Source organism: Aeromonas sp. R2-4, from assembly GCF_040908365.1.
GTDB lineage: Bacteria > Pseudomonadota > Gammaproteobacteria > Enterobacterales > Aeromonadaceae > Aeromonas > Aeromonas veronii.
On the sequence record NZ_JBFODO010000055.1, the window covers coordinates 191,692 to 211,200 of the forward strand.

A 19,509-nucleotide genomic window follows, 5' to 3' on the forward strand; every position below is an offset into this window, starting at 1 on the left:
GTCCAGTGACCACAAATAGAAGCGAGCGATACGATGAAAGTACTGATCATTGGCAACGGTGGCCGCGAACACGCCCTGGCCTGGAAGGCCAAACACTCCCCGCTGGTACGCCACGTTTTTGTGGCGCCGGGCAATGCGGGCACCCAGCTTGAGCCGGGTGTCGAGAACGTCGCCATCGAGGCGACCGATATCGAAGGGCTGCTGGCCTTCGCCAAAGAGAAGCAGGTCGGCCTCACCATCGTCGGGCCGGAAGCGCCGCTGGTGAAAGGGGTGGTGGATGCCTTCCGCGCCGCCGGTCAGCCCATCTTTGGCCCGACCGCTGCCGCTGCCCAGCTGGAAGGCTCCAAGGCTTTCACCAAGGATTTCCTGGCCCGTCACGCCATCCCGACTGCCGAGTACCAGAACTTCACCGAAGTGGAGCCAGCACTCGCCTACTTGCGCGAGAAGGGCGCCCCCATCGTCATCAAGGCCGATGGTCTGGCGGCGGGCAAGGGGGTGATTGTCGCCATGACCTTGCAGGAGGCGGAAGATGCGGTGCGCGACATGCTCTCCGGCAATGCCTTTGGCGAAGCGGGTTCCCGGGTGGTGATTGAGGAGTTTCTGGAGGGGGAAGAGGCCAGCTTCATCGTCATGGTCGATGGCGAGCACGTGCTGCCGATGGCCACCAGTCAGGATCACAAGCGGGTTGGCGACGGTGATACCGGCCTCAACACCGGCGGTATGGGGGCTTACTCCCCGGCGCCTGTAGTGACCGCCGAGGTACATCGACGCGTGATGGAGCAGGTGATCATGCCGACTGTGCGCGGCATGGCGGCCGAGGGCAACGTCTACACCGGTTTCCTCTACGCCGGTCTGATGATCGACGGCGCAGGCAATCCCAAGGTGATCGAGTTCAACTGCCGTTTCGGCGATCCCGAGACCCAGCCCATCATGCTGCGGATGCAGTCCGATCTGGTAGAGCTCTGTCTGGCGGCTTGCGCAGGCAAGCTGGATCAGAAAGAGGCCATCTATGATCCCCGCGCCGCTATCGGCGTGGTGTTGGCGGCGGGAGGCTATCCCGGCGATTACAGCACCAACCACCCCATCAGCGGCTTGCCGGTGGATGAAGTGGCGGGCGAGAAGGTGTTCCATGCCGGTACCCGCCTGGAGGGCGATACCAGCCTGACCGCTGGCGGCCGCGTGTTGTGCGCCACGGCGCTGGGCCACACTGTGGCAGAAGCCCAGCAGCGTGCCTATCAGCTCGCTGGCCGCATCAAGTGGGATGGCGTCTTCTACCGCAAGGATATCGGCTGGCGCGCCATTGCTCGCGAACAGGAGTAACTGACGCCAGCAAATGGCCAGCTGATTCAGACCCCGCTACGGCGGGGTTTTTTGTCCCTGTTTACCGCTTTCAACCATCCTCATGGTGCGCGTCACCGGCGTTCAGTCAGTTACCAAGCGCAAACAAGCGCGGCATATCTGTCACTATTTGCCACAAAAAACAGCATTTTTCACAAACGTTTCACCATGAGTCATGGCATCATGCTGGTGATGAATTCTTGTTTGGATTCATAAGTACCCCTAACAATTCGAGCATGTCGTTATATAAGGAAATCCCATGTTGAAAACCGTCCGCCCCCTGCTGTTGCCCCTGATGTTTGGCCTGATGACCCTGCCTGCCGTGGCGGGTGATCTGGAACAGCCGATGAAGAAGATTGGCTTCAACTACAAGCAGGCCGTCAAGGCTGATGATGCAGCCACCATGGAGAAGCACATCAACGAGATGAAGGCCCAGCTGGATGTGGCCAAGCAGAAGAACATGCCGGCCGCCAAGAAAGAGAAATTCCTTGAAGGGATGAACGAGGTACAGACCGAGCTGGACGCCAGCCTGGCCGCACTCAAGGCGGGTGATGAGGCCAAGGCGCGCGAACATCTGGCCAAGGTCAACGACCTGAAGAAGGAGTACCACAAATATGCCAAGCAAAAAGGGTGAGCCCTTTCGCTGGGATCCGCTGGTTCGCCTGACCCACTGGGGCTTGGTGGTGGTCTGCATCAGCAATCTCTGGGTTAACGAAGCGGGCGAGGAGTGGCACGAGTGGCTGGGTTACGGCGCCATTGGGCTGGTCTCCTTGCGTCTGCTCTGGGGGCTCACTTTTGCCCGTGGCTATGCCCGCCTTGGTGCCCTCATCCCCAGTGGTGAGGATTTTCGCCAGCAGGCGCGCGAGATGCGTGAGCGGCAGCCTCCGGCACCGGGTCATCACGGCAGCGGCAAGCTGGCCGTGTGGGCGCTCTGGCTGGTTGTGCTGGCGACCGCTGGCAGCGGCTGGTTTCAAAATACCGAGACGGGATTTGAACTGGGGGCTGACGAGTGGCATGAGTGGTGCGTGGTGGCGCTACAGGGGCTGATAGGTCTGCACCTGCTGGCCATCGTCTTCACCTCCTGGCGTCAGCGCAGCAATCTGGTTACCCGGATGCTGCCTGCCATCGGGCGTCGCTCGTCCATCCAGAGCGGCAGCAACGAGCAAACCTGAGGCTCAGCATTAGGCTCCTTGTCACTGAGTGAGGCGCCTGATCCGGACCCTGCCCAGACCCGCCCATGGCGGGTCTTTTCTATGACCTCATCGAGCTTATCACGGGACATTGCCCGATCAGCAGATGCAAAAAGGCCGCTCATGATGAGCGGCCTTTTCTAATTTGGTGGCCCCTGGGGGACTTGAACCCACGACCAATCGATTATGAGTCGACTGCTCTGACCAACTGAGCTAAGGGGCCAAATTGTGCGTTTAGCGGCGTGGATTATAGGGGAAGAGGAAAGGGCAGTCTATAGGCATATCAACCACTTGGCGACTAATTGTCCAGGTCGATAGAGGGTGCAAAGCGGGTCGCAAGGGTAAATGCCAGACAAAACAAAGCCCCGCATGGCGGGGCTTTGGCAGAGCAGTTTGACACAGGGTCAGGACTATTCGTCCAAGAAGCTGCGCAGCACTTCCGAGCGGCTCGGGTGGCGCAGTTTGCGCAGTGCCTTGGCTTCGATCTGACGAATACGCTCACGGGTAACGTCGAACTGCTTGCCCACCTCCTCGAGGGTGTGGTCAGTGTTCATGTCGATACCGAAACGCATCCGCAGTACCTTGGCTTCGCGAGCTGTCAGACCAGCCAGCACTTCGCGGGTGGCATTGCGCAGGCTTTCGCTGGTCGCCGCATCTGCAGGCAGAGCCAGGGTGGTATCTTCGATAAAGTCGCCCAAGTGGGAATCTTCATCATCACCGATGGGCGTCTCCATGGAGATAGGCTCTTTGGCGATTTTCAGTACCTTGCGGATCTTGTCTTCCGGCATGCCCATGCGCATCGCCAGCTCTTCCGGGTTCGGTTCACGACCCATCTCCTGCAGCATCTGACGGGAGATACGGTTGAGCTTGTTGATGGTCTCGATCATGTGTACCGGGATACGGATGGTACGGGCCTGATCCGCGATGGAGCGGGTAATCGCCTGACGGATCCACCAGGTGGCATAGGTTGAGAACTTGTAGCCACGACGGTATTCAAACTTGTCTACCGCCTTCATCAGACCGATGTTGCCCTCCTGGATCAGATCCAGGAACTGCAGACCGCGGTTGGTGTACTTCTTGGCGATAGAGATAACCAGACGCAAGTTGGCCTCAACCATCTCTTTCTTCGCACGGCGGGCCTTGGCCTCACCGATGCTCATGCGGCGGTTGATATCCTTGATCTGGGCAATCGACAGACCGGTCTCTTCTTCAATCTGCTGCAGCTTGCCGATGGCGCGCTGAATATCCTCGTCCATTTCAACCAGACGGGGAGACCAGGCTTTGCCAGCCTGCTTCTGGTATTCGAACCAGGCAGTTTCACACTCGTTGTTGGTGAAGGCCGCGACGAAGGTTTTCTTCGGCATCTTGGCCTGCTCAACGCAGAGCTTCATGATGATGCGTTCCTGCACGCGGACGCGCTCCATCATTTCACGCATGTTGTTAACCAAGCGATCGAACTGCTTGGGCATCAGGCGGAATTGGCGGAATACATCGGCCAGCTGGGCGATGGCGGCCTGGGTATCTTCGTGCGCGCGACCATTCTTCTGAATGGAGAGGCGGGTCACTTCATACTGGGCACGCAGTTCGCCAAACTTCTCGCGAGCGACTTCCGGATCTGGACCTCCGTCACCGTCGTCGTCAGAGCTGTCGCCATCTTCGTCTTCGTCTTCTTCGTCTTCTTCATCTTCGTCGGCCAGATCGTCTTCGCCGAGTTCGGAACCGATATGCGTGGCGGTAGGCGCCATATCTTCAGTTTCGTTCGGGTCAATAAAGCCAGAGATGATGTCAGAGAGACGCAGCTGCTCGGCTTCGTACTTGTCGTACTGTTCGAGCAGGTAAGTAATTGCTTCAGGGTACTCGGCTACGGAGCTTTGTACCTGGTTGATACCGTCTTCGATCCGCTTGGCGATGTCGATTTCGCCTTCACGGGTCAGCAGTTCGACGGTACCCATTTCCCGCATGTACATGCGGACGGGATCGGTCGTGCGACCAATCTCAGATTCAACAGATGCCAGAGCCTGGGCCGCTGCTTCGGCAGCGTCCTCATCGGCGGTACCACCTTCAGCCATGATAAGGTCATCGGCATCCGGAGCGTTTTCAACCACTTGAATGCCCATATCGTTGATCATCTGAATGATGTCTTCGATCTGGTCTGAATCGACAATGTCTTGCGGGAGGTGATCGTTCACCTCGGCATAGGTCAGGTAGCCCTGTTCTTTACCTTTGGCAACGAGGAGTTTAAGCTGAGACTGCGGGGTTTGCTCCATAGAACTCATCCGGTTGGTGTTGCTAGGTTGCGCGTACAGTGCGCTGCTGCGCAAATAGCCAATTCTAATAGAAAACCGCCAGACATGCTATGTCTGGTTGCGGCGTCGGTCATGAGAAACCCCTGCCCGCAGTATTGTCGGGGCCAGGCGGTTATAAAATTTTTGCTTTTCATCCCGTCGATTCGGGCAACGCTATCCATATTGGGACTAATCACTCAAATATCAAGCCCCACTTTCATTTCTTTTCTCAATTTGCACCTCTCTTATCAGCATCATCAGCTCTTGGGTTTCTTCGGAGCTTAGTCCTTCCTGAGCCACTTTGGCCTGCAATTCTTCGATCCGCTGTTTCAGAAACTGGTTGATGAAGCCGACGAAGGTGTCCTGCAATTCTCCCAGAATATCCGGCTCCTGATCGAGTTTGATCTCCTCGAACAGGTCGTGCATGGCCAGCTGAGCAAGGATCTCTCCCTCCTTGGTACCACGCCAGTGTTCCAGCAGGATACCGGTTGTGATACTAGGCTGTGCCAGGATCTGCTGGTGCAGTTGCAGCAGGAACTTGATGCCCTGTACGCGTAGTCCGGCCAATTCCGGCATGGGGGGAAGCTCAGCCGTTACTGCCGGATATTGCACCATCAGTGCCAGCGCACGCCGCAGTGGGGTCAGCTTGGCTGCCTTGGGTTTGTTGACCTCGGCCTTGGGCTGACTGTTGCGGGCAAAGAGCTCGGCGATGCGCTGTTTGTTCTCACCCCAACGCATCATGCTGGAGAGACGAGTGATCAGCCCTTCGCGGGTAAACCCTTCCGGTACGCGACGAATAAGCTCGGCGGCCTTGTTGGCCACTTCGAACTTGCCTGCCTCACCGGAGAGCGCCGCATCCCGGCCGAGACGCTCGAACATGAAGTCGGCGAACGGCTGGGCTTCATCGAGCAGGGCTTCAAAGCCCTCCTTGCCGATCTGGCGTACCAACGAGTCGGGATCCTCGCCATCGGGCAGGAACACGAACTTCAGCTCGCGGCCATCCTGCAGATGAGGGAGGGCATTATCCAGCGCGCGCCACGCGGCTTCACGACCAGCATTGTCGCCGTCGTAACAGCAGACCACCTCGGCGGTGGTGCGAAACAGGGTGTGGATATGGTCGCTGGTCGTTGCAGTACCCAGCGCCGCCACCGCATAGTCGATGTCGTACTGACCGAGTGCCACCACATCCATGTAGCCTTCCACCACCAGGATCCTGCGTGGATCCTTGTGTGCCTGCTTCACCTCGTAGAGACCGAACAGCTCCCGCCCTTTATGGAAGATGGGGGTTTCCGGCGAGTTCAGGTACTTGGGGGTGCCATCACCCAGCACCCTGCCACCGAAACCGATAACCCGGCCACGCTTGTCGCGGATCGGGAACATGATGCGATCGCGGAAACGGTCATAACTGCCCGGGCCATTGTCACGGGTGATCAGCATGCCGCCCGAGATAAGCAACTGCTCGTGATCCCGGCTGGCACCAAAGCGGCGGCGCACCTGATCCCAGTCGCTGGGTGCATAACCGATGTTGAAGCGCTTGACTACTTCGCCGGTCAGGCCACGTCCCTTGAGGTACTCCACCGCGTGGGGGGCACTCTTGAGATTGCTCTCGTAGAAGCGGGCTATCTGGTTCATCAGCTCGAACAGATCCTTGCTGACTGCGGGCTGGCTATTGGCCGAGCCGCCGATGCTCTGCTCGCGAGGCACCTGCATGCCCTGCATGCTGGCGAGCTCTTCGATGGCATCGGGAAATTCGAGACCGTCGTACTCCATGACAAAGCCGATGGCATTGCCGTGGGCGCCACAACCGAAACAGTGGTAGAACTGCTTCTCCTGGCTGACGGTAAAAGAGGGGCTTTTTTCGTTATGAAAAGGGCAGCAAGCCTGGTAGTTCTTACCGGCTTTTTTCAGCCGCACTCGCGAGTCGATCAGCTCGACTATGTCTGTGCGTACGAGCAGATCGTCGATAAAGGATTGGGGGATCCTGCCTGCCATAACCGTCCTGTTTCATTGCGGAGAAAATAAAAAAGCCGCGCATTCCAAGGGAAGCACGGCTTCTTCGACCAAACAAGAGAGTTGCCTGTTACGCCAAGCGGGTTTTCACCTGAGCACTGACGGCGCCGACATCGGCACGCCCCTGAATTTTCGGCTTCAAGACAGCCATGACCTTGCCCATATCAGCCATGATGGCAGCACCACTTTCAGTGATGGCTTGCTCGATCAGGGCGGCAATTTCATCTGCGGTCAGCTGTTGCGGCAGGAATTCCTGCAACACAACGATCTCGGCGGACTCTTTGTCGGCGAGATCCTGGCGACCGGCAGCTTCAAATTGGCTGATGGAATCGCGGCGCTGTTTGACCATTTTGGTCACGACAGCGAGGATATCCTCATCATTCAGCTCGATACGGGTATCGACTTCACGTTGCTTGATTTCTGCCATCAACAAGCGGATCGCTCCCAGACGTGCCTTATCTTTGGCAAGCATGGCGAGTTTTTGCTGATCCTTGAGTTGATCCTTCAGAGACACGGCAATATCTCCCGATTAGTACAGGCGGATACGACGTGCGTTTTCGCGAGACAGCTTCTTGGCGTGACGCTTGACAGCAGACGCTTTGGCGCGCTTACGAATGGTAGTCGGCTTCTCGTAGAACTCACGGCTACGAACTTCGGACAGGATACCGGCTTTTTCGCAAGAACGCTTGAAACGACGCAGAGCAACGTCAAACGGCTCATTTTCACGGACTTTGATTACTGGCATGTGCCTTTCACCTCAGTGATAAATTGTTAGCTGACCTTCAATCGATCAGCATGTCTTAAAATGGTGCGAAATTATACTCTGGACAGGGAATGAAAGTAAACCCGCAGAGATCGCTCTGGTTTAAAAAACCCGCGAAGGTTACCATAGCCGTCTCATTTTAGCAGTGAAATTTTTTAGCAATGCGTGTATTGGGCATAGAGACATCCTGTGACGAAACCGGGATCGCGATCTTCGACGATCAAAAAGGGATCCTTTCCCATCAGTTATACAGCCAGGTCAAGCTGCATGCGGACTACGGGGGCGTCGTCCCCGAACTCGCCAGCCGGGATCATGTTCGCAAGACGATCCCGTTGATCCAGGCCGCATTGCAAGAGGCGGGACTGGGCAAAGATGACATCGACGGCATCGCGTATACCGCGGGTCCGGGTTTGGTTGGCGCCATTCTGGTGGGGGCCACTATTGGTCGTTCGCTGGCGATGGCATGGAACAAGCCTGCTATCGCCGTCCACCATATGGAAGGCCACCTGCTGGCTCCCATGCTGGAAGAGAAAGCTCCCGAGTTCCCCTTCGTGGCGCTGCTGGTCTCTGGTGGTCACTCCATGCTGGTACGAGTCGACGGTATCGGCAGCTATCAGCTGTTGGGCGAATCCATCGATGATGCCGCTGGCGAAGCGTTCGACAAGACCGCCAAGCTGATGGGGCTGGACTATCCGGGTGGTCCGCTGCTCTCCCGTCTGGCCGAGAAGGGCACCACCGGGCGCTTCCACTTCCCCCGTCCGATGACAGATCGTCCCGGGCTCGACATGAGCTTCTCCGGCCTTAAGACCTTCACCGCCAACACCATCGCCGCCAATGGCGATGATGAGCAGACCCGTGCCGATATCGCTCGGGCGTTTGAAGATGCAGTTGTTGATACCCTGGCCATCAAGTGCCGTCGTGCTTTGAAAGAGACCGGTCTTAAGCGTCTGGTGGTCGCCGGTGGTGTCAGTGCCAACCGTCATCTGCGTGCCCAGCTGGCCGAGCTGATGGAGAGCCTCAAGGGCGAGGTGTTCTATCCGCGCACTGAATATTGCACCGATAACGGCGCCATGATTGCCTATGCCGGTATGCAGCGCCTGAAAGCGGGCGTGTTTGAGCCGCTGGTGGTCAAAGCCGTGCCGCGCTGGCCGCTGGATACCCTGGATCCGGTCTGATCCGAAGGATCCCGCCTTCTGGCGTGGTGCTGAGTACCATGGTGGCCTACTACTCCGGCAATCCGGCAGCGGTGGTTATAGCGCCGCTGGCACGCTGTTGTGGTGTCTGCTGTCGCCGTGGTTGAGCCATCCGGATAATACGTCAGGTCTCTCGCTGCCAGACAGCCAAGCCAAGTACAGAGTAAAGAGATAAAAAAATCCCCGCCAACTGGCGGGGATTTTTGTTTGGTAATCGGCAGACGATAGGATTACAGCAGGATGCCGCCGAAGAAGAAGCCCAGCGCCACGGCGATGGCGATGGTGGCGGTGCCCGGTACGAAGAAGGGGTGGTTGAAGACCGCCTTACCGATACGGGTGGAGCCGGTGTCGTCCATCTCTACCGCGGCCAGCAGGGTCGGGTAGGTTGGCAGTACGAACAGGGCGCTCACGGCTGCGAAGGAGGCAATCGCAGTCAGCGGGCTGACACCCAGTGCCAGTGCGGCAGGCATCAACGCTTTGGTGGTGGCGCCTTGTGAATAGAGCAGCATGGCAGCGAAGAACAGCACCACGGCCAGCAGCCAGGAGTACTGGTTCAGCAGGTCGCCAGCGATCAGCTGGATGGTGTCCATGTTGCCTTTCACGAAGACGTTACCCAGCCAGGCCACACCCAGTACGCAGATACAGGCGGACATACCGGACTTGAAGGTCGGCATGTTGGTGACCTGAGTAGCGTCCAGTTTGCACACCAGAGTCATGATGGTGGCCGCGGCCAGCATGATGCCCATGATGGCGCCGTCACGGGGGATCGGAGGGTTGGTGATCAGGCCCACTTTACCGGAGATGGCAGTGGCATAAGCCATGACAGCAACGATGGCGGCGATGAAGATCCAGACCGACAGCTTGGCGTACGGTTTGATCTCGAGCTTGGTAGTACCACGCAGTTTGATCAGACCCTTGGCTTTACGCTCCAGATAGACTTCGTCCTGATCCAGCGGTTTGCCCATCATGTTGGCAATGAAGGCGCCCAGGATACAGGCCAGGAAGGTAGAGGGGATGCAGATGGCCAGCAGGGTCAGGTAGTCAACACCAAACGGCTCGAGCATGCCGGAGAAGGCAACCACAGCGGCAGAGATCGGGGACGCTGTGATGGCGATCTGGGAGGCGACAACCGCGATGGAGAGCGGACGGGATGGGCGGATCCCTTGCTCTTTGGCCACTTCAGCGATCACCGGCAGGGTGGAGAAGGCGGTATGACCGGTACCGGCCAGCATGGTCATCAGGTAGGTGACCACCGGGGCGGCGAAGGTGATGTATTTGGGGTTCTTGCGCAGCGCTTTTTCTGCCAGGAAGACCAGGTAGTCCATCCCGCCAGCCAGTTGCATACAGGCGATGGCGCAGATGACGGACGCGATGATCATGATCACATCCCAAGGGATGTAGCTGACCAGTTGATCGCTCGGGATGGGCATGCCCAGACCCCACGTCAATACCAGTACCCCCAGACCACCGGCAAAGCCGATGCCGATGCTGCCTATCCGGGCCCCCAGATAGATAGCGGCGAGCACGACAAGTAACTCGATTCCAATCATAGCGATAACTCCATTTTTTAGTTTTTGGTTTTTATTTGGCAAAAAGCCAATTCCCGATCGGGCTGGGGATAAAGACCAATCGGGAACTGACTTTATGGGCCGGGAAGATCCCGGCCCACACTCGCTTATACGGCAGCTTCGCGGGTGAAACGCTTGGCTTTGTATTGCGGGTTCATCAGGTTCTCGATGGAGAGAATTTCGTCCAGCTGCTCGGCGCTCAGCAGGCCACGCTCAAGAACGACTTCGCGGACGTTCTTGCCGGTCTGGGCACAGATCTTGCCGACGATATCCCCTTCGTGGTGGCCGATGAAGGGGTTCAGGTAGGTCACGATACCGATGGAGTTCAGCACGTGATTCATGCAGATTTCCGGGTTGGCGGTGATACCTTCCACGCACTTCTCGCGCAGGGAAATACAGGCTTTTTCCATCAGGCTCAGGGATTCGAACATCGCCTGACCAATCACCGGCTCCATGACGTTCAGCTGCAGCTGACCGGCTTCGGCGGCGAAGGTGATGGTGATGTCGTTACCGAATACCTTGAAGCAGGATTGGTTGACCACTTCCGGGATAACCGGGTTGACCTTGGCCGGCATGATGGAGGAACCCGCCTGCATTTCCGGCAGGTTGATCTCTTTCAGTGCGGTGCGCGGGCCGGAGGAGAGCAGACGCAGGTCATTACAGATCTTGGACAGCTTCATGGCCAGACGCTTGATGGCGCCGTGCAGCATGACGTAGGCACCACAGTCTGAGGTCGCTTCGATCAGGTCTTCTGCCGGCACATAGGCACGACCGGTGATCTCGGCCAGACGCTTGATGGCCAGTGCAGAGTACTCGGGCGGAGTGTTCAGACCGGTACCGATGGCGGTCGCGCCCAAGTTCACTTCCAGCAGCAGCTCCTGGCAACGCTTGATGGACTTGATCTCTTCACGCAGGGTCACTGCGAACGCGTGGAACTCCTGACCCAGGGTCATCGGAACTGCATCTTGCAGCTGGGTACGACCCATCTTCAGGATGTTTTTGAACTCTTTCGCTTTGGCATCGAATGCCGCGATCAGGTGCTCCAGCGCGTGCAGAGTCACGTCGGTGCTGTTGACCACAGCAACGCGGAAACCGGTCGGGTAGGCATCGTTGGTGGACTGGCACTTGTTGACGTGGTCGTTCGGGTTGATGACGTCGTAACGGCCTTTCTCCAGACCCATGATTTCCAGGGCGATGTTGGCCAGTACTTCGTTGGTGTTCATATTGACGGAAGTGCCGGCACCACCCTGGTAAACGTCGACCGGAAACTGGTCGAAGCATTTGCCGGTGTTCAGCATCAGGTCGCAGGCTTCTACGATCTTGTCAGCAATTTCAGGACGGATGGTACCCAATTCACCGTTTGCCAGCGCAGCGGCCTTCTTGGTCAGCACCATACCGCGGACGAATTCCGGAACGTCAGAAATCTTCTGAGAGCTGATCTTGAAGTTCTCGACAGCGCGCAGGGTGTGCACACCGTAGTAGAGATCATTGGAAACTTCTTTGGTGCCCAGCAGGTCTTCTTCAATGCGGACGTTCTTGATGTCGCTCATTGTAATGCCTCAGAAATCAGATAAATGGAAAAATCCTCACCGAGTGGTCGCGAGTTCCTTGCGCACAGCTCATCCTGAAGCACCACACATCGAGTGGGGCGGTTGGGAGAATGACCTCCCGAAAAACTAATCAATATACTACTCCAATTGAGGTATCGGTTATTAGAGGTGGATCACTAAATTTGCGACATTTTCAAATTACTTTGAGGAAAGTACACATATGTTATGAAGTTTTTATCATTATGATTTTTATAAATTTTTGTGACTTTTTGCTGGTTTTTTAGATTGCTGATGACGTAGGAGTCAGTTGACCAACTTGAAAAGAGGGGGGCTGCCCCCATTTATTCAGGGCAGAAAGTGGTGATGACGGGGCGGCAAAATCGCCTCTGACCATCGTTGGATGGGCGCCACTTTTTCTCAATTTACCGGTGCTGGAGTGGATATGGGCAAGTTGTTTTTGTTGTTGGTGGGTCTGGTTGTGCTGGAGCTCACCGTGATGATCGAGGTCGGCTCGGTAATCGGGGCGCTGCCGACTGTCGGCTTGCTCATCCTGACTGCGGTATTGGGCTCCTCGCTGGTGCGCAGTGAAGGGATCAAGACCCTGTTCAGCGCCCAGCAAAAGATGCAGATGGGCGAGATGCCGGGCCGCGAGGTGATGGGGGGCATGATGCTGGCGTTGGCCGGTTTGCTGCTGATTATCCCGGGTTTCGTGACCGACATTTTCGGTGTGCTGTTGCTGCAACCCTGGCTGCGTAACAAACTGGCTGACAAGCTGATCGGCAGCAGCCAGTTCCGGATGCAGATGGGTGGCTTCCAGCGTACTCAATCGCCTTTTGGCAACGCACCGTCCGATGATCATCTGGGGAACGCCAAGCAGGGCGGCGCCACCATCGAAGGCGAATTTGAGCGCAAAGAGTGAGCGTAAAGAGTAATCGACGAGACGAAAACCCGAGGCGAGTGACTGAATCAGGGTTTGCCCTGATGGCACAGCGCCTCGAAGCGGTGTCGGGCATACCACCACGCGAGGGTGCCCGCCGCCAGATTGGCCAGCAGTATTCCTAGATAGATCCCCTGTTCTCCCCCCAGCTTTGCCCCCAGCCAGGCTCCTGGCAACAGAAAACCAAACAGTCGCAATCCGTTGAACAAGAACGAGATACTGGATGCCCTCACGCCATTGAGTGCCGAGGCCAACAGCATCACCATGCCCTGAAAGCCGTAACCGATCGGCACCAGATGCAGATAGAGAATGATGAGGCGAATGACCTGCGGATGATCGCTGAACAGGTTGGCGATGAGTGGCGCCAGTAGCCAGGTCAGGCCATAGATGGCGAGCTGGAACAGTAGTGCAAAGCGCATGCTGCTCTGAAGTGCGGCTTTGGCCCGGGCCGGATTGCCAGCGCCGCAGTTTTGCGAGATGAAAGGGGCCAGTACGGAGGCTAGGGCCATCATCACAATCAGCAGCAGCGCCTCGACCCGCGACGCGGCGCCGTAAGCGGCCACCACCTCGGTACCCAGTCCTGCAAAGATCGTCATCAGCACCGCATTGGCCAGGGGGTTGAGCATATTGGTAAAAGAGGCTGGGACGGCGACATGGAGTAACGCCCGCCAGTGGGACAGCAACCGGGCCCGCGGTGAGAGGCACCACAGCAGCAAGCCCTCCCGATGACGCAGGATATAGAGGCTGACCAGCATCGCCATCAACCAGGAGATAGAAGTCGCGATGGCGGCCCCACGGATCCCCCATTCGGGAAAGGGGCCGATGCCGAAGATCAACAGAGGATCCAGTACCCCGTTGACCAACCCGGCTACTGCCATCACCAGACTGGGGGTTTTGGTATCGCCGGTCGCCCGGATGGCGGCATTGCCCACCATGGGCAGCACCAGCATGGGGACGGTGAGATACCAGATCAGCATGTAGTCATGGATGAGGGAGATAAGCTCGGCACTGGCGCCCAACAGGGTAAACAGAGGCTTGATGGTGAGAGCGCCCCCCGCGGAGAGCAGGGCCACCATGATCACCGCCAGAAACAGACTGTCGGTGGCGAGATGGGCTGCCTCATCGTGCTTGCCCTGCCCCAGGGTATGACCGATCACCGCTGACAATCCGGCGCCCAATCCCATCGCCAGCGAGGTAACCACAAAAGTGACGGGAAAGGTAAAGCTGATGGCGGCCAGAGCTTCGGTGCCCAGCATACCGATAAAGAAGGTATCGACCAGGTTGAAGGCCAGAATGGCGATGATGCCGAAGATCATGGGGCCCGTCATCTGGCGCAGTACGACCGGAATAGGGGCTGTCAACATGGGGTTGGTGCGGGTCAAGGGCTCGTCTCTACAGCTGGCTTTGAAGGTTCTGGCATGGAAACCGGGCGGCTTGAACCGACCTTGCTCCAGAGTGCGGACATGGCTGAACCATCGAAGATGTTTATAGTACGTGAAAAAATTTTTTTTGTATTTGCCCTTGAAGGGTTAGCAACTCTGCCCCACATCAGGGACATATCTAATTTGGCCTGGAACGGCCATTCCTCAAAGCAACAATGAGACTCATTTTGGGAGAGTTATCGATGAAAATTCGTCCACTGCACGACCGCGTCATCATCAAGCGCATCGAAGCTGAAGCCAAATCTGCCGGCGGTATCGTCTTGACTGGTACTGCGGCCCAGAAGTCCACCCGTGGTGAAGTGCTTGCCGTGGGGACTGGTCGCATCCTGGATAATGGCGAAGTCAAAGCGCTGGCCGTGAAGGTTGGTGACAAAGTTATCTTCAACGAAGGCTACGGTGTGAAGACCGAGAAGCTGGATGGTCAGGACGTCCTGATCCTCTCCGAAACCGACATCCTGGCGATTGTCGAAGAGTAATCCATCCTCCTTTTCCCCGAATTGATTTAAGGATTGAAGAAAAATGGCAGCTAAAGACGTTAAGTTTGGTAACGAAGCCCGCATCAAGATGCTGGAAGGCGTAAACATCCTGGCTGATGCCGTCAAGGTGACTCTGGGCCCGAAAGGCCGCAACGTGGTGCTGGATAAGTCCTTCGGCGCCCCGACCATCACTAAGGATGGTGTTTCTGTTGCGCGCGAAATCGAGCTGGAAGACAAGTTCCAGAACATGGGCGCCCAGATGGTCAAGGAAGTGGCTTCCAAGGCGAACGATGCCGCCGGTGACGGTACCACTACTGCAACCGTTCTGGCTCAGGCTATCGTCAACGAAGGTCTGAAAGCCGTTGCCGCCGGTATGAACCCGATGGATCTGAAACGCGGTATCGACAAAGCCGTTGTGGCTGCTGTTGCCGAGCTGCAGGCGCTGTCCCAGCCTTGTGCTGACAGCAATGCCATCGCTCAGGTGGGCACCATCTCCGCCAACTCCGACGAGAAAGTGGGCAAGCTGATTGCCGAAGCCATGGACAAAGTGGGTCGCGATGGCGTCATCACCGTTGAAGATGGTCAGGGTCTGGAAGATGAGCTGGCAGTTGTTGAAGGTATGCAGTTCGACCGCGGCTACCTGTCCCCCTACTTCATCAACAAGCAAGAGACCGGTTCCGTTGAACTGGACGACCCGTTCATCCTGCTGGTTGACAAGAAAGTCTCCAACATCCGCGAAATGCTGCCGGTGCTGGAAGGCGTTGCCAAAGCTGGAAAGCCGCTGCTGATTGTTGCCGAAGACGTAGAAGGCGAAGCCCTGGCCACTCTGGTGGTCAACACCATGCGCGGTATCGTGAAAGTGGCTGCCGTCAAGGCGCCTGGCTTCGGTGACCGTCGCAAGGCCATGCTGCAGGATATCGCCGTACTGACTGGCGGTACCGTCATCTCTGAAGAAGTTGGCATGGAGCTGGAAAAAGCGACGCTGGAAGATCTGGGTCGTGCCAAGCGCATCGTCATCACCAAAGAGAACACCACCATCATCGATGGCGTGGGTGATGCCGGTGTGATCGAAGGTCGTGTTGCTCAGATCCGTCAGCAGATCGAAGAGACCTCTTCCGACTACGATCGTGAGAAGCTGCAAGAGCGCGTAGCCAAGCTGGCTGGCGGTGTTGCCGTGATCAAGGTTGGCGCAGCCACCGAAGTCGAGATGAAAGAGAAGAAAGCCCGCGTTGAAGATGCCCTGCACGCTACCCGCGCCGCGGTTGAAGAAGGCGTGGTTGCAGGTGGTGGTGTTGCGCTGGTTCGCGTTGCAGCCAAACTGGCTGGTCTGCGCGGTGACAACGAAGACCAGAACGTCGGTATCAAGGTTGCCCTGCGCGCCATGGAAGCCCCGCTGCGTCAAATCGTCATCAACGCCGGTGAAGAAGCCTCCGTCATTGCCAATGCAGTGAAGAACGGCGAAGGCAACTTCGGTTACAACGCTTACAGCGAACAGTATGGCGACATGCTGGCCATGGGCATCCTGGATCCGACCAAGGTAACCCGTTCCGCCCTGCAGTTTGCCTCTTCCATCGCCGGTCTGATGATCACCACCGAGTGCATGGTCACCGAACTGCCGAAGAAAGATACCCCTGCCATGCCTGACATGGGCGGCATGGGTGGCATGGGCATGATGTAATCATCCCCCCTTGCTCTGTTTGACAAACGGCTCGCTCAAGGCGAGCCGTTTTTTTATATCTGGCTAAACTGAGTCTGTTGAGACAGCAAATCTGGGGGAGATATGAAAATGTTTGGTTGGCTGACACTACTGTGTTCATTGGTCATCATGCCGGTGATGGCTGCTGAGGCGCTGACGGGGCCGGTGATCCTGAAAGTCGGTGGCAACATCAGGTCGGCAGACGAAGTTGATGGCAAGGTGTTGTTTGATCTGGCAAAACTACAGGCTCTGCCGCAACATGAGATAGTGACAGGCAACCCGTGGGTGGATAAGCCGCACACCTACAGAGGCCCAAAACTGGCCGATGTATTGGCTGCAGTCGGTGCGGATGGCAAGACCATTACGTTGACGGCACTGAACAGTTTCCAGGTCCGCATTGAATGGGACAAGGTTGCCAAATACGAGCCCATTCTTGCATGGGAAGACAATGGCGCTGTCATGCGTGTGCGTGACAAGGGGCCGGTCTGGTTTATGCTGCCTCTTGATCAATATCCGGAATTGAAGCGATCCGAATATACCGACATGATGATTTGGCAGCTGGATTTGATAGACATTCAGCACTGATAAAAACAGCACGGGAGCATGGGGTGAAAGGAAAGACTAGGGCGTGGCCACTGCTCGTCATTCTGTATGTATCCATCCTGTTGTTTACCGGGAGCACCCTCTATTGCCTGATGCAAATCCAGAATGCGACCAGAGCGATGGAGAAATACACCTATGATGTCTCCTGGGCGCTGATGCAGTTGCAGCTGGAGCTCGGTCGTTTCCTCAATGCGGTAGAGGTCTATCACTATGGCGGGATTGATCATGACGCCTTGATGTTGCGTTATGACATTCTTTGGAGCAGAACGCCCATCCTGTTGAGCGGCCAGCTGCGCAAGAGCATGCAGGACAAGCAGAAAACCTTGCGTCTGGTGCAGCTGATTGAAACCAATATTCGCCAAATAGAGCCCGACATCATCAAGTTGCAAAGCGGGGCATCTGACTATCAGCAGATCATGATGCGCCTTGCCCCGCTGCAAGAGCCGCTCTCTTACTCCCTCGCTTCTGTGATGCAGAAGAACATCAACGTCTATTCCGAGAACGATCGCCATTTTGGCCAATTGCGCAATGCCTTGTTGCTGATGGTCTCCGGTCTGGTTATGTCAGTGCTGCTGCTCAGCATGCTACTTATATATGAAGGGCGTCGCCATTTCAGAGCGGCCAGACGGGATCCGCTGACCGGGTTGTCCAATCGGGTTGCTTTGCTGGAGCGAATGGAGCTGTACGCCACACAGGAAGTGCCGTTTGGGCTGGTGCTGGTCGACATCAACGACTTCAGGGATATCAACAGCAAGTTTGGCTATGACACCGGTGATTATCTGCTTTGTGAGTTTGCTGCCCGGATCAGAGTACTCTGTGAAGAGGGGGAGTGGAGCGGACGTCTGGGGGGGGATCAATTTGCCATTATCCAGCGTGGCAGCAGTGATCTGCGTCAGGTCAGGGAGCTGGTAGCGCGATTGCTGCATGCGCTGAAGCAAGATATCGTCTATGACAACTATCCCTTCCGGCTTGAAGTCGGGATCGGGATTGCCTTCTATCCGATGGACAGCGACAAGACTCAGGAGTTGCTGAGTCGTGCGGAACAGGCCCTGTTCCATAGTCGCAAGACCCATGTTCCCTATGTGATTTACGATAACTCCCTGCTCAACGAGACGGCGCGGCGCAAACATCTGGCGTCGGACATGATCATGGCGCTGGAACACAATGCGCTGGAACTCTATTACCAACCCATCGTCAATCTAGAGAGTGGCCGCTGCGAAGCTGTCGAGGCTCTGTTGCGCTGGCGGCATCCGGAACTCGGTTTCATTCCGCCAAACGAAGTGATCATGGTAGCTGAGGAGTTCCAGCTTGCCGAACGGGTTGGGAGCTGGGTGCTGAACACAGCTTGCGAGCAGCTCTATCAGTGGCACCAGCTTGGTATGGTTGATCTGCAAATGTGTGTGAATATCTCGCCAGGCATGTACCAGCGTAATTTGCTCAAACTGGTGGCCAAGGCATTGATGGAGCACCACCTGCCTGCCCGTAGCCTGGTCTTGGAGGTCACGGAAGATACCACCATGCGCGAAGTGAAGAACTCGCTGCAACTGATGCAGGATCTCAATCAGCAGGGGGTACTGCTGGCATTAGACGATTTTGGGACTGGTTATTCATCTTTGAGTTATCTGCAAAAGTTACCGGTCAGCAAGGTGAAGATCGACCGCTCCTTTATACAAGGCATTGACACCTCAATGGAGGCATCCGAACTGGTCGCCAATATTTGTCGGATGGGATCCATGCTGGGCAAGAGTCTGGTGTGTGAAGGTATTGAGACACAGGCTCAGTTGGATGTACTGCGATCTCTGACCGACATCCACTTGTATGGACAGGGCTATCTGTTCAGCCGACCAGAGCAGGCGGAGAAAATCTATCAAACTTTGTTGGAGATGGAGGAGCTTTGGCTGGCGCGTCAACAATCCGAAATGGCTTATATGAGTTGAGAGGGGGCTTGCCTGTCATCTGCCTCCAGAATGTGTGATTTAGCTCGAACTTTCTTCTTTTTGTTTGTTGTTTGAACGGTTGTGCGGTTTTATCAAAAAAACATGGAATTTAGCCTTGCCAGAAAGAATCTGTTCCCTATAATGCGCCTCCATCGACAGGGCAAGCGGCAACGCAAACAACCTCGTCGATAACCTCGAAAAGCCTTTGCAAATAAGGCTTGACTCGAGAAGGCGGTTGAGTAGAATGCCACTCCCGCAGCAGCAAAAGCTGCGTCGCTCTTTAACAATTTGAATCAAGCAATCTGTGTGGGCACTCACAGCATCGAGCATCAAAAACAATTTTTGATTTTCAATGTCTGATGAAGTGACCAAAGCAACTTAATGTTGCAGCAGTTAATTCAGCAATTCATTGAGCCGCCTTAACAGGCAACCAAACTTAAATTGAAGAGTTTGATCATGGCTCAGATTGAACGCTGGCGGCAGGCCTAACACATGCAAGTCGAGCGGCAGCGGGAAAGTAG

At 56.3% G+C, this 19,509-nt stretch carries 16 protein-coding genes, 1 tRNA gene and 1 rRNA gene; 10 read left to right on the forward strand and 8 right to left on the reverse strand.

The window, feature by feature from the left end; translation table 11 throughout:
* Positions 1-33 precede the first annotated feature (33 nt).
* The 3 genes from purD (at position 34) to AB5Z05_RS21350 (ending at position 2,510) form a co-directional block, all read left to right on the forward strand.
* Positions 34-1,320, forward strand: coding sequence for a phosphoribosylamine--glycine ligase (purD, locus tag AB5Z05_RS21340; RefSeq protein WP_005341242.1), 1,287 nt, complete (start codon positions 34-36; stop codon positions 1,318-1,320).
* Positions 1,321-1,597: 277 nt separating this feature from the next.
* Positions 1,598-1,972, forward strand: coding sequence for a cytochrome b562 (locus AB5Z05_RS21345; RefSeq protein WP_005349056.1), 375 nt, complete (start codon positions 1,598-1,600; stop codon positions 1,970-1,972).
* Positions 1,953-2,510 carry a cytochrome b/b6 domain-containing protein gene (locus AB5Z05_RS21350; protein ID WP_368152944.1) on the forward strand — a complete coding sequence of 186 codons (558 nt, stop codon included), beginning with the start codon at positions 1,953-1,955 and terminating at the stop codon, positions 2,508-2,510. Before AB5Z05_RS21345 ends, AB5Z05_RS21350 begins: the two co-directional genes overlap by 20 nt.
* 164 nt (positions 2,511-2,674) lie before the next feature.
* Here AB5Z05_RS21350 and AB5Z05_RS21355 read toward each other — a convergent pair.
* The 5 genes from AB5Z05_RS21355 to rpsU form a co-directional block, all read right to left on the reverse strand.
* Positions 2,675-2,751, reverse strand: a tRNA-Ile gene (locus tag AB5Z05_RS21355).
* Positions 2,752-2,938: 187 nt separating this feature from the next.
* Positions 2,939-4,834 carry an RNA polymerase sigma factor RpoD gene (gene rpoD, locus AB5Z05_RS21360; protein WP_263718854.1) on the reverse strand — a complete coding sequence of 632 codons (1,896 nt, stop codon included), beginning with the start codon at positions 4,832-4,834 and terminating at the stop codon, positions 2,939-2,941.
* A 183-nt stretch (positions 4,835-5,017) separates the two neighbouring features.
* On the reverse strand, positions 5,018-6,805 hold the full coding sequence (dnaG, locus tag AB5Z05_RS21365) for a DNA primase (protein ID WP_111900991.1): 1,788 nt from the start codon (positions 6,803-6,805) through the stop codon (positions 5,018-5,020).
* 88 nt (positions 6,806-6,893) lie between these two features.
* On the reverse strand, positions 6,894-7,337 hold the full coding sequence (locus AB5Z05_RS21370) for a GatB/YqeY domain-containing protein (RefSeq protein WP_042084472.1): 444 nt from the start codon (positions 7,335-7,337) through the stop codon (positions 6,894-6,896).
* 15 nt (positions 7,338-7,352) lie between these two features.
* Entirely contained in the window at positions 7,353-7,568 is a 216-nt protein-coding gene (gene rpsU, locus AB5Z05_RS21375) for a 30S ribosomal protein S21 (RefSeq protein WP_005309452.1), read from the reverse strand.
* A gap of 179 nt (positions 7,569-7,747) precedes the next feature.
* Between rpsU and tsaD the strand changes: the two genes are divergently transcribed.
* Complete coding sequence (tsaD, locus tag AB5Z05_RS21380) at positions 7,748-8,761, forward strand: tRNA (adenosine(37)-N6)-threonylcarbamoyltransferase complex transferase subunit TsaD (protein ID WP_019444959.1); 1,014 nt, start codon at positions 7,748-7,750, stop codon at positions 8,759-8,761.
* A 248-nt stretch (positions 8,762-9,009) separates the two neighbouring features.
* Here tsaD and AB5Z05_RS21385 read toward each other — a convergent pair whose 3' ends face one another.
* Positions 9,010-10,329 carry an anaerobic C4-dicarboxylate transporter gene (locus tag AB5Z05_RS21385; protein ID WP_042052808.1) on the reverse strand — a complete coding sequence of 440 codons (1,320 nt, stop codon included), beginning with the start codon at positions 10,327-10,329 and terminating at the stop codon, positions 9,010-9,012.
* A gap of 125 nt (positions 10,330-10,454) precedes the next feature.
* Positions 10,455-11,897, reverse strand: coding sequence for an aspartate ammonia-lyase (gene aspA, locus AB5Z05_RS21390; RefSeq protein WP_005340569.1), 1,443 nt, complete (start codon positions 11,895-11,897; stop codon positions 10,455-10,457).
* Between the two features lie 442 nt (positions 11,898-12,339).
* Between aspA and AB5Z05_RS21395 the strand changes: the two genes are divergently transcribed.
* A complete protein-coding gene (locus tag AB5Z05_RS21395) occupies positions 12,340-12,816 on the forward strand; it encodes an FxsA family protein (protein WP_100646746.1) in 477 nt (158 codons plus the stop codon).
* Positions 12,817-12,863: 47 nt separating this feature from the next.
* Here AB5Z05_RS21395 and AB5Z05_RS21400 read toward each other — a convergent pair whose 3' ends face one another.
* Positions 12,864-14,198, reverse strand: a complete 1,335-nt coding sequence (locus tag AB5Z05_RS21400; RefSeq protein ID WP_368152949.1) for an MATE family efflux transporter — start codon at positions 14,196-14,198, stop codon at positions 12,864-12,866.
* A 260-nt stretch (positions 14,199-14,458) separates the two neighbouring features.
* On the opposite strand from AB5Z05_RS21400, the gene AB5Z05_RS21405 reads away from it, so the two are divergent.
* The 5 genes from AB5Z05_RS21405 to AB5Z05_RS21425 form a co-directional block, all read left to right on the forward strand.
* Positions 14,459-14,752 (forward strand): co-chaperone GroES, encoded by a 294-nt coding sequence (locus AB5Z05_RS21405; protein ID WP_005340573.1) that lies wholly within the window; start codon positions 14,459-14,461, stop codon positions 14,750-14,752.
* 43 nt (positions 14,753-14,795) lie between these two features.
* Positions 14,796-16,430, forward strand: a complete 1,635-nt coding sequence (gene groL / locus AB5Z05_RS21410; RefSeq protein WP_005340575.1) for a chaperonin GroEL — start codon at positions 14,796-14,798, stop codon at positions 16,428-16,430.
* Positions 16,431-16,532: 102 nt separating this feature from the next.
* Positions 16,533-17,033 (forward strand): molybdopterin-binding oxidoreductase, encoded by a 501-nt coding sequence (locus tag AB5Z05_RS21415; RefSeq protein ID WP_019444953.1) that lies wholly within the window; start codon positions 16,533-16,535, stop codon positions 17,031-17,033.
* A 23-nt stretch (positions 17,034-17,056) separates the two neighbouring features.
* Positions 17,057-18,988 (forward strand): putative bifunctional diguanylate cyclase/phosphodiesterase, encoded by a 1,932-nt coding sequence (locus AB5Z05_RS21420; RefSeq protein ID WP_368152945.1) that lies wholly within the window; start codon positions 17,057-17,059, stop codon positions 18,986-18,988.
* Positions 18,989-19,426: 438 nt separating this feature from the next.
* A 16S ribosomal RNA gene (locus AB5Z05_RS21425) occupies positions 19,427-19,509 on the forward strand; the annotation flags it as partial.

What these genes read in the sequence shown, in the direction of transcription:
- purD (WP_005341242.1), top strand. Translation starts at nt 34, where the DNA reads ATGAAAGTACTGATCATTGGCAACGGTGGCCGCGAACACGCCCTGGCC.
- aspA (WP_005340569.1), bottom strand. Translation starts at nt 11,897, where the DNA reads ATGAGCGACATCAAGAACGTCCGCATTGAAGAAGACCTGCTGGGCACC.
- AB5Z05_RS21415 (WP_019444953.1), top strand. Translation starts at nt 16,533, where the DNA reads ATGAAAATGTTTGGTTGGCTGACACTACTGTGTTCATTGGTCATCATG.
- AB5Z05_RS21400 (WP_368152949.1), bottom strand. Translation starts at nt 14,198, where the DNA reads ATGTTGACAGCCCCTATTCCGGTCGTACTGCGCCAGATGACGGGCCCC.
- AB5Z05_RS21345 (WP_005349056.1), top strand. Translation starts at nt 1,598, where the DNA reads ATGTTGAAAACCGTCCGCCCCCTGCTGTTGCCCCTGATGTTTGGCCTG.
- dnaG (WP_111900991.1), bottom strand. Translation starts at nt 6,805, where the DNA reads ATGGCAGGCAGGATCCCCCAATCCTTTATCGACGATCTGCTCGTACGC.
- AB5Z05_RS21350 (WP_368152944.1), top strand. Translation starts at nt 1,953, where the DNA reads ATGCCAAGCAAAAAGGGTGAGCCCTTTCGCTGGGATCCGCTGGTTCGC.
- tsaD (WP_019444959.1), top strand. Translation starts at nt 7,748, where the DNA reads ATGCGTGTATTGGGCATAGAGACATCCTGTGACGAAACCGGGATCGCG.
- AB5Z05_RS21405 (WP_005340573.1), top strand. Translation starts at nt 14,459, where the DNA reads ATGAAAATTCGTCCACTGCACGACCGCGTCATCATCAAGCGCATCGAA.
- AB5Z05_RS21395 (WP_100646746.1), top strand. Translation starts at nt 12,340, where the DNA reads ATGGGCAAGTTGTTTTTGTTGTTGGTGGGTCTGGTTGTGCTGGAGCTC.
- groL (WP_005340575.1), top strand. Translation starts at nt 14,796, where the DNA reads ATGGCAGCTAAAGACGTTAAGTTTGGTAACGAAGCCCGCATCAAGATG.
- AB5Z05_RS21385 (WP_042052808.1), bottom strand. Translation starts at nt 10,329, where the DNA reads ATGATTGGAATCGAGTTACTTGTCGTGCTCGCCGCTATCTATCTGGGG.
- rpsU (WP_005309452.1), bottom strand. Translation starts at nt 7,568, where the DNA reads ATGCCAGTAATCAAAGTCCGTGAAAATGAGCCGTTTGACGTTGCTCTG.